Genomic DNA, 11,686 nt, shown 5'->3' with positions numbered 1-11,686 from the left:
TCCCCCCGGAATATTATTTATAGTTTTTAAATATAACCATTAATACAGATTTAAGAATATTGGCTCGCAATTGATCCCGGGCCGGCAGACCGATACGCAATACATTCCGGGCAAGACACGCCTTAACAATAGCTGCCTCCCGGGGAGAAACCATTTCCTCCTCCAGCAGCCGGGATAAAATGGCGCCGGCACCACGCTCGGAGATACGGTCACCCACCAAATTGACCACTTCACTAACCAGGTCCAGCTCCCCGGCGTTAAGCGGCACCTTAACTATCCGCACAAACCCCCCGCCACCCCGGCGGCTTTCCACCACGTACCCCTTTTCAATGGTAAACCTGGTGGCCAAAACGTAATTAATTTGTGAGGGAGCACAATCAAATTTTTCTGCCAGCTCATTGCGCTGTATTTCCACGATTTTTTCACCGCTTTGCTGGAACAATTTATTTAAATACTGCTCGATAATGTTGGACAGGCTGGACATTATGGTTGACCTCCCAATGTAGAATATATTTAGCTATCGCACCCCTTTTGGACACCCAGCCGTTGATCTTGACTTTAACTTACCTTAACTATAGTATAACACCATTTGATTGATATTTATCAATAACCAAAAAGAGTTATTCAAGCCATTGGCATGTAAATATCACGCTTTTTCTTAATATAATTAATTGTTACTTAAAATATTATTATCACCACATATTTAAATTTCTTAATATATAATAAAAAAACATATCAGTATATCATTGCCAATAGTTACCTTGGGCTGTAAAATAACTAAAAATAATAATTTAAAACAGGGGGGAGATAAGTGAAAAGTAGAAAGATATGCACAGCCGCCATCATCACGGCAATTGCCATTTTCGCTTGTACAGGCCTGGTTTCAGCAGGCACGGAAGGCTTACAAGCCATTGCCGCCAAATTTAATTTTAATATCAATGGTCAAAATATTACCCTGCCTGAACAGCAACAGCCCGTTGTTATTGACGGTAAAACCTACCTGCCCGTGCGGGCTATGGGCGAAGTATTGGAAAAAAGAATCGGCTGGAATCAACAAACCAAAACTGTTTACGTGGGCGATTTACTGCAAGATGGTATATACAAAGCAGCCGGAGACGATTTTGATGAACATGGCTGGAAGGGCGAAGTGGAGATAACTGTAGTTGATGGCAAAATTGACAATGCCAAATACGATGAGATCAATGAGCAAGGGGTGTACAAAAGCGCTGACGAAGCATATCTGCAGCAGTTTAAAGAAATTACCAAAGTTGATTTAATACAATCCTACACCACACTGCAAAATTCATTAATTGAAGTGCAAAATCCGGATATGGTTGACACGGTCTCCGGAGCCACCGGTGCATCAAATAATTTTAAAATGCTGGCCAACGAAGCCCTGACCGCCGGACCGCTTTTAGAAGGTCAATAATAGCTATTATTATTGAGCAATAACCATTATAAACATATATAAGCCCATGAGTTCCTTGCTCGTGGGCTTTTATCATACTGGATGCAGAAAAATGAGGAGATGTAAAATGGTCGTTAACCGTAAGCTTGCCGGATGGGCAACCGCTTTTATTTTTTTAGCTTTTTCCTGCGCCGGCTGCTCAACAACAGAAAAACAAGAACCATATACCGCCCGGGACTTTAAGCTGGACACCGAAATAATTATTACCATTGAAGATAGCCAGGCCCCCAAAATCTGCTCCCATATATTACAAAGGATAACTCAAATAGAAAAAAAGATGACCCTTTTTAGTAATGACAGTGAAATTGCCAGGCTTAACGCACAGGCCGGGTTAAAATCAGTAGAGGTCAGTACAGATACCCATTATGTATTGTCCAGGGCCGTATTCATAAGCACCTTGACACAGGGTGCTTATGACCCTACCATCGGGCCGCTGGTTAAACTTTGGGACATTGGTTCAGGCCTTGCCACCGTACCTAGTGCTACCGGTATACAAAAGGCAAAGGCCCTGGTGGATTACAAATCATTGCAAATCAACAATGACAGCGGGCCTTCAGTTCTGGTCACTCGCCCGGGGCAGGTGGTGGATTTAGGGGGCATTGCCAAGGGTTATGCAGGGGACGAGGCCAAAAGAATACTGTTGGAACACGGAGTACTGCGAGGCATAATTAACCTGGGCGGCAATGTTATGGCTATAGGCAGTAAAAAAGACGGCAGTCCTTGGCGCGTGGGTATCCAAAATCCACTGGCACCCAGGGGTACATACCTGGGCATTGTTTACGTAACCGATAAGGCTGTAGTAACCTCCGGCGGCTATGAGCGTTATTTTATTAAAGATGGCCGGCGCTACCACCATATTATTGACCCCGCTACGGGGTACCCTGCAGATAATAGTTTGATTAGCGTTACCGTGGTCACTAAAATGGGCATTGATGCCGATGCTTTATCCACCGGGGCATATGTTTTGGGCCTGACAGAGGGCATGAAGCTTATCGACAGCCTGGATGGAGTAGAAGCCATCTTTGTCACCAACGATAAAAAAGTTTATATAAGCCAGGGACTAAAAAACAATTATTTTCAATTAACTGATGAAGATTTTAGTTATGATGAATAGCTAAACACGCTGATATTCTAAACCGTCTAAACTGTTTTAACAAAAAACGTTTTGGAGAGTAATTACATGTCTAAGACCAAGCGACTGGTTATAATAGCTTTGTTTATTGCCCAGGCAACGGCACTAAATATAGTTGAAAATTTTATCACACTGCCCATTGCCGTTCAGGGCGTAAAGCTGGGACTGGCCAATATAATTACCCTGCTGGCTTTATTAATCCTGGGATGGAAAGACGCATTTTTAATCGTCACCCTGCGGTGCCTGCTGGCCGCCCTGTACGGTGGCAACCCGGTGGGGTTTTTATTCAGCATCAGCGGAGGTTTGTTAAGTACATTAATTATGGTTTTAATGTGGAAATATTTAGGCAGGCACATTAGCATCGTAACTATCAGCCTGATGGGAGCCGTTGGACATAATATAGGTCAATTATTTGTAGCCAGTTTAATGATACAGGATTTTCGCATTTATGTTTACCTGCCTGTTTTGTTGGTGTCGGCGCTTATAACAGGCTATATTGTCGGCTTTGTTACAACCCAAACCTATAATGTATTACTCAAGCAAAATAAACAACCCTTTTAGCAGTTAAAGATCTATAAAAAAAGTCCCTCAAAGCTTTCGTCTCCTTGATAGGTGCCAGGTGTTGAAAGGTTGAAAATCAAAGATTTTCAACCTTTCAACACCTGGCACCAAAGCCTGCCTTAACTTTAATCATATATACAAAAGGGAACCGCAGAGATAGTACTCTGCGGTTCCCTTTTTTTGGCTCCCCGAGCTGGATTCGAACCAGCAACCCTCCGGTTAACAGCCGGATGCTCTACCGTTGAGCTATCGAGGAATAACTGGTGGAGATGACCGGACTCGAACCGGTGACCCCCTGCTTGCAAGGCAGGTGCTCTCCCAACTGAGCTACACCCCCGCTTTGGGTGATTTGGTTATTAATCTTTAATTATAGAAACATTGCAACCTGATTCTTTAGCTTTTGCCCTACAATTCGATATATTACCACATTTAAAACCAATTGGCAAGCTTTAATTTTTTACTAACATGTTCTTTTTAGCTTAACCAGAGGGCTCAATTAACTAGCAACTTAAATTGGTGGGCCTGGGTGGACTCGAACCACCGACCTCACGCTTATCAGGCGTGCGCTCTAACCGGCTGAGCTACAAGCCCCAACTTGGTTGCTTTGGCTGCATTTCATTGCCGCCTCGGTTTTAAATATTATCATAATGCTCGAAAAGTGTCAATAAACAAATTATACCGCTTACACCGTTTAACCTAACTCTCTCGCGGCTTCATTAACGGGAACAAAATAACATCCCTTATGGACGCAGCATTCGTCAAAAGCATCACCAACCTGTCAATGCCGATGCCCAATCCCCCCGCAGGTGGCATACCGTATTCCAGTGCATTGACGTAGTCTTCGTCCATCATGTGCGCCTCATCGTCACCGGCCCGCCTTTTTTCCAGCTGGCTCAAAAACCTTTCCTTCTGATCCAGCGGGTCGTTTAGCTCGGAAAAGGCGTTGGCCATTTCCCGCCCGTAAATAAACAACTCAAACCGGTAGGTAAGGTCGGGCCTGTCCTCTTTTTTCTTGGCCAGGGGCGATATGTCCAGTGGATAATCATATATAAATGTGGGTTGCATTAAATTGGGCTCAACCATTTCCTCAAACACCTTGTTTAGAATGGCACCCCAGGATTCACCGCGCTCCACCTCGACAGGCAATTGCTGCACGGCCGCATAAGCTTCGTCACCTGTACTCAGCGACTCGAAGTCCACTCCGCTATATTTTTTGACTGCTTCCAACATGGGTACCCGGGCCCAGGGTTTGGCCAGACTTATATCAACATCGCCATAGCGCACCACATTGGTGTCCAACACCTGTTCGGCAACAGTACAAATAAGGTCTTCAGCCAGGTCCATCATGTCGTGATAGTCGGCATAGGCCTGGTAGAGCTCCAACATGGTAAACTCGGGGTTATGTTTGGTACTGATACCCTCATTGCGGAAATTGCGGTTAATTTCATATACCCGCTCAAAGCCGCCCACCAGCAGTCTCTTTAAATAAAGCTCCGGGGCAATCCGCAAAAACAGGTCCATATCCAACGTATTGTGATGGGTAATAAAGGGCCGGGCCGCCGCTCCGCCGGCGATGGAATGCATCATGGGTGTTTCCACTTCCAAAAAGCCCCGCTGGTCTAAATACCCTCTAATAGCTTGAATAATCCGGCTGCGCTTTATAAATGCTTCCTTAACGTCCGGGTTGACAATTAAATCCACATAACGTTGCCGGTAGCGCAGCTCTACATCTTTTAAACCATGCCATTTTTCAGGCAGGGGACGCAAAGATTTGCTTAACAGGCGCAGTGTCTCCACCGCCAGGGTGATTTCACCCATACGGGTTTTAAAGATTTTGCCGGTTACCCCCACAATATCGCCTATATCCAGTTTCGTAAACAGGTCATATGCCTGCTCGCCAATGTCGTTTAAACGAGCATAAATTTGTATTTGACCCGTGCTATCCTGTATGTTGGCAAAACCAGCCTTACCATGCCCCCGTTTAGCCATAACCCGGCCGGCCAGGGAAACCTGCCGGCTTTCAAAACCCTCAAAATTATCCAGTATTTCACGGGCCGTGTGTGTACGCTCGTATTTTCCTCCATAGGGATTGAGGCCCTGCTCCTTGAATTCAGCCAATTTGGCCAGCCGCACTCGTATCAACTCATTGATATCCTCGCTTTGAGAACGGGATACATTTACATCTTGATTTGATTTATCGCTGGACATTTATGTGCTTACCTCCGATGCACTAAAAACTACTTAACAATATCTACTATATGGTACTTTAAGACCCCCGCCGGGACGGTAACTTCCACGGTTTCACCCTTTGACCTGCCCAGTATGGCTTTACCAACTGGAGATTCATTGGATATTTTATTCTCCCCGGGGTCGGCTTCCGCAGAGCCAACTATAGTACACTGAAACTCTTCATCAAATTCTATATCACGCAAAAGCACGGTAGACCCAATGGATACCACCTCGGTGCCCAGGTTTTCGTCATCAATAATTTTGGCGTTACGCAGCATTTTTTCCAGTGTTAAGATGCGCCCCTCATTAAAGGCCTGCTCATTTTTGGCGTCCTCGTATTCCGAGTTCTCGCTAATATCGCCAAATTCTATGGCCTGCTTAATCCGCTGAGCGACCTCCCGGCGACGCACCGATTTTAACTCTTCCAATTCCTGTTCCAGCTTTTTAAGGCCTTCTATAGTAAGAATAACTTCCTTATCACTCATTTAATTCCTTCTCCTTAACTTAAAAGTTTTACAAAACACTATAGGTTGTTCCCATTGAATTATTCAAAAAAACAGGGATATTTAGGATATTTAGTAGAGTTTCACAAAGCCTCCCAGTTACTATTAAAGCACTGCAAAAAAATTTGCAGTGCCAAAAATACCTCCGTTCATCCATAACATTATATGTAGGCCACTATTTTTTGTCAAGGTTTGTTAATGGCTCAATTCACCTGGCTTTGGGCAATGCTAACTTAGCCCGGGCCCGCTCCCTGATACGAACTATTTCCTCGGGGCTGACCGCCCTCTCAAAACTTCGAAAACCAGCCAACCGAAAACCATGTTTGCCGGCCAGTGCCGATATTTGTTCCACTTGCGCAAGGCTTAAATCCCGGCCCAGGGTAAAGTTCTCATAGCGCCCCTCCATGGCCAGCATCATAGTCTCAGCCATGCAGGCATAGGATGTACCCGCGGGAAAACCAAAGTTAAAGTTAAAATTAACCTTACCGGGCACTTCAACCACGCCGCCTTCAATAACCAGTACATCCCGGCGTTTTTCCGCCACTTGTTTGGATACATTGCGGGGACGGCTGACATCGCACACCACAGCACCGGGCATTAAATCCTCCGGGCCAATAATGGTATCCACCGCACTGGTTACAGTGATCACTATCTGGGCATCCCTCAGTGCCTGTTGGATATCCGAGGTGATCCTGGCCGCCACGCCGGTTTCATACATAATCTTGTGGGCCAGATCCTCCAACCGTTTTTTCTGTCGTGCCACCAGCGTCAGGGACCGCACGTCACGGGCCAGCATGCGGGCGCAAACCTGCCCGATGGACCCTGTAGCCCCCACCACCACGGCATGACATCTTTTTAGGTCATGCCCCATCAATCGGGCCGCCTCCCTGGTGCCCTCCACCGCCGTAGCTACGGTATAGCTGTTGCCGGTGGTAACGGCTATATCCAAATTTTTGGCCACTGTAATGCCTGCGTCCCCCACCACCGAGGTAAAGGCACCGAGTCCCAGTATTTTGGCCCCCATCCTCTGAGCCAGTTTACCGGCCTGAATAATTTTGCCCATAACATATTGCTCGGGCAGTTCCATCATCAAGCGGGCCGTAATGGGACAGGCCACAAACCACCCCTCGGCCAGGGCATGCTCTGAATACACACCGGTGATCTTAGACACTTTAATGGGTGGCGAATATTTAAATAACCCCTCCAGCAGGCGGGGCGGCAGTTTGCCCAGCAATCCAAACTTACGGGCAAAATCACTTATATCCAGAGGGTGGATCATGAACGCAAACGTATTCATCAAACATTGCCTCCTTTAATGGCTCTGATCACCGCCACCAACTCCGCCGGATCGACATACTTATCTTCTTGGATGGGTGATTCACCTATTTCCAGTCCTACCACTTCTTTATCCAGCGCGGCCCGAATAATTTTAATTCTTTTTCCGGACCCTATAACTACCACCTGATCATATGAATGTGCCAGGGCAATCAGCTCCATAATGGCATTGAAAAGTTCTATGCCGCTTTTTTGCCTGACAAAATCCCAGCGTTCGGATTCACTCATCAGCATGACATAATCAACGCCTTCGGCCTGCATCAAGGCGTATATTTCATCACGATTGGCAATGGGGAAACCAATCACAGCTACACTTTTACCTTTACGCAATTCACCCATGTTTTCCAGGCGTGACACCAAAGTACGGTCTATACCCAGCCGGGCCGCTACATCTGTTTGGGATAACCCCATGGAACGGAGCTGTAAAATTTCCGTTAAAAAGCTGTCTATTTTGTGTCTGCTAATCACTTTATCGCCAATGCGTACTAAATCCATGTTCTCCCCCCGCCAACGCTTGACTTGCCTTTTTTAACATCAGGATCTCAACCAGGATTTGTGCACAATATTGTGTACAAGTATATTCTAACAGCACTTACCAGATAAGTCAAAGATGTTTCTAAATCGTCTTACCCCAAGACCATCCGGCTTAGTTGCTGGATGCTAATAAAAAAAAACCGGGTTACGCACCGGTTTCATTTTTAAGTACCCCATATAAAACACAAATTAAATTTGCTGCTCGGTTAATAATTCCCAAAACTCCTCCGTATAAAACTTATAACTGCAGCCTTTATAAATCCGCGCCCGAAGACTGGCCGCGCCGCGCAGCCCCCTGGTGTACCAGGCCAGGTGCTTGCGCATTTCCCGGTTGGCCACGTCCTCCCCTTTGGTTTCCACCAGCAATTTGTAATGTCTTACAGCGGTTTCCCGCCCCATTTCAGGCGTTGGCCCGGGCAGCAGCTCACCGGTGGCTAAATAATGCGCCGTGCGGCTAAAAATCCAGGGATTACCCGCGGCAGCCCGGCCAATCATCACAGCATGGCAGCCCGTTTCCCTCAGCATGCGGTTCGCGTCCTCGGGGGTACGTACATCCCCGTTGCCGATTACCGGCACAGCCACAGCCTCGCGCACCTGCCTGATAATCCCCCAGTCGGCCTTCCCGCTGTAAAACTGTTCACGAGTGCGACCGTGTACCGCCACCGCCGCTGCCCCGGCCTGCATCACCAGGCGGGCCAGCTCCACCGCATTAACCGATGCCTCGTCCCAACCCTTGCGCATTTTCACCGTTACCGGGCAGCTCACCCGGTCCACCACCGCCTCAACAATACGAACGGCCAGCTCCGGATTACGCATCAGCGCTGCACCCTCGCCGTTTTTCACTATTTTGGGCGTAGGGCAGCCCATGTTAATATCAATTATGTCAGCGCCCCGGCCGGCTACTATCTCAGCAGCGCTGGCCATGTACTCAACCTGGCTGCCGAATATCTGCACGCAGATGGGTCCCTTTTCACCGCTGCAGTCCAATAGTATATTGGTTTTAGGGTTACCATAAAGAAGAGCTTGGTCGCTGATCATTTCAGTGTATACCAGGCCACAGCCATGTTCGGCGGCCAGTATTCTGAAAGCCCGGTCGGTCACCCCCGCCATGGGTGCCGCCACCACGGGATTAGAAATGGCAACATGACCTATTTGAAGGATAGTTGGTCTATTATTGCTGAGTACAGGGGAATTATTGGGCAAACTGTTTCATCCTTTTATATCTTTTCATTAAGTTATAGCAGCTACGACCTACTTTTGAAAAGCTGCCGGAACTCGGACTTTAAGAGTCTATTCGAAAAGTCCGCACGAGAATCCACTTCGAATTTCTGAGTTGGCTCGACTTCCGCGGTGCTCACTTATTTCCGCATAGGATCCGTCCGTCAAAGCCTTCGTCGCCTTGATAGGTGCCAGGTGTTAAAAAGTTGAAAATCAAAACTTTCAACCTTTCAACACCTGGCACCACTGTTACGTTCATAAATAATACGCAGCCCGTTTAATGTTAAATACTTATCCACCCGGTCAATGGCAGGTGTTTCTCCGGCAATCAACTCAGCCAGCCCACCGGTGGCCACCACCAGAGGGTTACCGGAAATTTCATGTTTAATCCTGCGGACAATTTCATTCACTTGTCCCACAAAGCCGTATACGATACCCGACTGCATGCTATTTACTGTGTTTTTGCCTATTATTGAAGGAGGTTTGACCAGTTCCACCCTGGGTAGTTTAGCGGCCCGGGCAAACAAGGCCTCGGTTGATATACCGATGCCGGGTGCAATAGCTCCGCCCAGGTATTCTCCCTTGGCCGATATAACGCAGAATGTGGTTGCGGTACCGAAATCCACTATTATCAAGGGCCCGCCATACTGCTCATAACCCGCCACGGCATTGACAATGCGGTCGGCCCCCACCTCCCTTGGATTCTCATATTTAATAGGCATACCGGTCTTGGTACCCGGCCCCACTATATAAGGGGTTAAACCAAAATATTTTTGGCAGGTCTCTTCTAATGTCGGATTTATTGGCGGCACTACCGAAGATAATAACGTGGCCTTGATATCATCCATGGACACGGTGGTAGTTTCAAATAAATCTCTCAATAACATTCCGTACTCATCAGCGGTGCGATGCCGTGCTGTGGACAGCCGCCAGTTTTCCACCAATTCTTGCCCCCTGAAAACACCCAGTACAATATTTGTGTTACCCACATCAAATACCAGTATCAACGGCAGTTCCCTCTTTTCCTTATCTCACTATTATAACTATGCCAATTTTAACAAAACCCATGCTCACACGCAATAAAATAACTTACAGGAATCCGTACACCGCTGTTATATTTTACCAACTTCCAAGCTTTCTCTTGCGCAAAAAAAATAACCCACCCCTGGCGCTTCCTCAACGGGTATTTCCGATCGTATTTTATTTAACCCCCATGGCTGATTATTTGAGCTTCACGACTCAATTCCTCTATCTTTGCAAGCAGGTAAGGACGCTGTTTTTCCCTTCTTTCTGCGGCGGCCCTTAACTCATCTATTAAATAGTACTGTATGGCCTGGTAATCCAGCTGATCATTAGCTGTACTGGCATACATCCTTTGATAGGTTTTAACTAGCAATGAACAGATTGTAAATTTCCATTCGCAAAACATGGGATCATTATTTAATATAAAGGCACACAGGACCCCTAAATCCCTTTCCGGAGGATAAAAACATACCTCTTCAAAATCAATACCATAAAAATGCTCACCTGTGAAAATAAAATTACGCAGGTTTAAGTCTAATTTAGATAAACAATTTTTATTCCCATGCTTCATGGTATCATGCAATTGATATAGCCACCGGGCAAGAGGATTAATCCAGTCCCGGTGACTGATGGTTTTATCAGTTAACAGGTCTGTTAACAGAATACCGTCAATATACTCCATAATAATTGAACTATTGTCATTCCAAACAATCCGCGGCACCAATAACCCCTGGTTGCGCAGGCTGTTGATAATAAAAGCCTCATTCCCAGCCCCTAGCTTGACATATTCCTTAACTATATATTGTAACTTTACGCCATACCGGTTTATTGCATCAACCAGGTAAACGTTATTACGGAAACTAAATTTTTGATGATAGTCTAAAATCTTTACCTTTAGTAAATGTTCCAACTTAAACTGCCATTCCATTGTTCCTCTTCCTTATTTCAACAGTGATATCATCATCTCCGGCATAGCTGTCCAGCTGCACCAAAATCTTTTTTAATGAGTTTTTGATGTTCATTTGCTGTAAATAGTCCACTTGTAATTCCTGGCTGCCAACTTTTACAATGACTTCATTTCCAACCAGGCATTCCGAGCCTTTAGCTTGGTTATGCAATATGCGGGAGGCCAGGCTTCGGCAGCTGCTGCCGCAGGCCCGGCATTGCTCAACCTCATTGATAAGTGGTAAATAGCCCTTCATTTTAGCCTCAATTAAATCAACCAATCGTTCAACCTCTGAAAGGGCATTAATTACCGGGATATTTCGGTAATCCGATATTCTATTTGATATACATCCGGAAATAGCCAGCACCAGATCATTTAACCGTTCCTCAATCTCAGTTTCATTTCTGGCGCAGAGAATTTTAGGCACCAGCGTATTGGATACACCCTCGATGACTACATAATCCTGGTCAAAAAAAGTTAATATCTCTTCTATACTTAACTGCCGGGGAATGAGCACATCTGTTTCTGTCAACCCCCTGGCCACCACAATTTCCGCACCGGCCAACCTGTGTCGCCAGGTATTTGTACCCGGTACATCAATGGCAAAATCCTGAAAATGTATATTTTTTATTGACCCAACCCGGTAACCTCTTCTGCTCAATTCACCTATAATACTTTCCACAGTAGTGGTTTTGCCGGATTGAGAAACTCCAAAAACGGAAAAAACTTTCAAATGT

The 11,686-nt window shown here is 46.1% G+C and carries 12 protein-coding genes and 3 tRNA genes; 3 read left to right on the top strand and 12 right to left on the bottom strand.

Features of this window, described 5'->3' with window-relative positions; translation table 11 throughout:
* Positions 1-13: 13 nt before the first annotated feature.
* Complete coding sequence (locus DESGI_RS01560) at positions 14-484, bottom strand: CtsR family transcriptional regulator (RefSeq protein WP_006522905.1); 471 nt, start codon at positions 482-484, stop codon at positions 14-16.
* A 327-nt stretch (positions 485-811) separates the two neighbouring features.
* On the opposite strand from DESGI_RS01560, the gene DESGI_RS22800 reads away from it, so the two are divergent.
* The 3 genes from DESGI_RS22800 to DESGI_RS01545 all read left to right on the top strand — a co-directional run bounded on the left by DESGI_RS22800 (position 812) and on the right by DESGI_RS01545 (position 3,161).
* Positions 812-1,429, top strand: coding sequence for a stalk domain-containing protein (locus tag DESGI_RS22800; protein WP_006522906.1), 618 nt, complete (start codon positions 812-814; stop codon positions 1,427-1,429).
* Positions 1,430-1,535: 106 nt separating this feature from the next.
* Positions 1,536-2,582 carry an FAD:protein FMN transferase gene (locus DESGI_RS01550; RefSeq protein ID WP_006522907.1) on the top strand — a complete coding sequence of 349 codons (1,047 nt, stop codon included), beginning with the start codon at positions 1,536-1,538 and terminating at the stop codon, positions 2,580-2,582.
* Between the two features lie 66 nt (positions 2,583-2,648).
* The gene (locus tag DESGI_RS01545; protein ID WP_006522908.1) at positions 2,649-3,161 is read left to right on the top strand and encodes a Gx transporter family protein; all 513 of its coding nucleotides are present in this window, start codon (positions 2,649-2,651) and stop codon (positions 3,159-3,161) included.
* Between the two features lie 181 nt (positions 3,162-3,342).
* Here DESGI_RS01545 and DESGI_RS01540 read toward each other — a convergent pair.
* The 11 genes from DESGI_RS01540 to mobB form a co-directional block, all read right to left on the bottom strand.
* Positions 3,343-3,417 (bottom strand) — tRNA-Asn (locus DESGI_RS01540).
* 5 nt (positions 3,418-3,422) lie between these two features.
* Positions 3,423-3,498: transfer RNA gene (locus tag DESGI_RS01535), tRNA-Ala, on the bottom strand.
* Between the two features lie 177 nt (positions 3,499-3,675).
* A tRNA-Ile gene (locus tag DESGI_RS01530) sits at positions 3,676-3,752 on the bottom strand.
* Between the two features lie 105 nt (positions 3,753-3,857).
* Positions 3,858-5,369: a lysine--tRNA ligase gene (gene lysS / locus DESGI_RS01525; RefSeq protein WP_006522909.1), complete on the bottom strand. Its 1,512-nt coding sequence runs from the start codon at positions 5,367-5,369 to the stop codon at positions 3,858-3,860.
* A gap of 29 nt (positions 5,370-5,398) precedes the next feature.
* On the bottom strand, positions 5,399-5,875 hold the full coding sequence (gene greA / locus DESGI_RS01520; protein WP_006522910.1) for a transcription elongation factor GreA: 477 nt from the start codon (positions 5,873-5,875) through the stop codon (positions 5,399-5,401).
* A gap of 226 nt (positions 5,876-6,101) precedes the next feature.
* Positions 6,102-7,190: an NAD(P)H-binding protein gene (locus tag DESGI_RS01515; protein ID WP_006522911.1), complete on the bottom strand. Its 1,089-nt coding sequence runs from the start codon at positions 7,188-7,190 to the stop codon at positions 6,102-6,104.
* The gene (locus tag DESGI_RS01510) at positions 7,190-7,723 is read right to left on the bottom strand and encodes a helix-turn-helix domain-containing protein (protein WP_006522912.1); all 534 of its coding nucleotides are present in this window, start codon (positions 7,721-7,723) and stop codon (positions 7,190-7,192) included. Before DESGI_RS01510 ends, DESGI_RS01515 begins: the two co-directional genes overlap by 1 nt.
* A 228-nt stretch (positions 7,724-7,951) precedes the next feature.
* Complete coding sequence (dusB, locus tag DESGI_RS01505; RefSeq protein ID WP_006522913.1) at positions 7,952-8,965, bottom strand: tRNA dihydrouridine synthase DusB; 1,014 nt, start codon at positions 8,963-8,965, stop codon at positions 7,952-7,954.
* A gap of 245 nt (positions 8,966-9,210) precedes the next feature.
* Complete coding sequence (locus tag DESGI_RS01500; protein WP_006522914.1) at positions 9,211-9,987, bottom strand: type III pantothenate kinase; 777 nt, start codon at positions 9,985-9,987, stop codon at positions 9,211-9,213.
* A gap of 197 nt (positions 9,988-10,184) precedes the next feature.
* Positions 10,185-10,931: a BUD32 family EKC/KEOPS complex subunit gene (locus DESGI_RS01495; RefSeq protein ID WP_006522915.1), complete on the bottom strand. Its 747-nt coding sequence runs from the start codon at positions 10,929-10,931 to the stop codon at positions 10,185-10,187.
* Complete coding sequence (mobB, locus tag DESGI_RS01490; RefSeq protein WP_006522916.1) at positions 10,915-11,682, bottom strand: molybdopterin-guanine dinucleotide biosynthesis protein B; 768 nt, start codon at positions 11,680-11,682, stop codon at positions 10,915-10,917. Before mobB ends, DESGI_RS01495 begins: the two co-directional genes overlap by 17 nt.
* Between the last annotated feature and the right edge of the window lie 4 nt (positions 11,683-11,686).

The organism is Desulfoscipio gibsoniae DSM 7213 (genome assembly GCF_000233715.2).
Lineage (GTDB): Bacteria > Bacillota > Desulfotomaculia > Desulfotomaculales > Desulfallaceae > Sporotomaculum > Sporotomaculum gibsoniae.
Note: the sequence above shows the minus strand (reverse complement) of the source record. Positions and strands in the feature narration are given on the sequence as shown.

What these genes read in the sequence shown, in the direction of transcription:
- DESGI_RS01545 (WP_006522908.1), top strand. Translation starts at nt 2,649, where the DNA reads ATGTCTAAGACCAAGCGACTGGTTATAATAGCTTTGTTTATTGCCCAG.
- lysS (WP_006522909.1), bottom strand. Translation starts at nt 5,369, where the DNA reads ATGTCCAGCGATAAATCAAATCAAGATGTAAATGTATCCCGTTCTCAA.
- DESGI_RS01560 (WP_006522905.1), bottom strand. Translation starts at nt 484, where the DNA reads ATGTCCAGCCTGTCCAACATTATCGAGCAGTATTTAAATAAATTGTTC.
- DESGI_RS01495 (WP_006522915.1), bottom strand. Translation starts at nt 10,931, where the DNA reads ATGGAATGGCAGTTTAAGTTGGAACATTTACTAAAGGTAAAGATTTTA.
- greA (WP_006522910.1), bottom strand. Translation starts at nt 5,875, where the DNA reads ATGAGTGATAAGGAAGTTATTCTTACTATAGAAGGCCTTAAAAAGCTG.
- DESGI_RS01550 (WP_006522907.1), top strand. Translation starts at nt 1,536, where the DNA reads ATGGTCGTTAACCGTAAGCTTGCCGGATGGGCAACCGCTTTTATTTTT.
- DESGI_RS01515 (WP_006522911.1), bottom strand. Translation starts at nt 7,190, where the DNA reads ATGAATACGTTTGCGTTCATGATCCACCCTCTGGATATAAGTGATTTT.
- DESGI_RS01510 (WP_006522912.1), bottom strand. Translation starts at nt 7,723, where the DNA reads ATGGATTTAGTACGCATTGGCGATAAAGTGATTAGCAGACACAAAATA.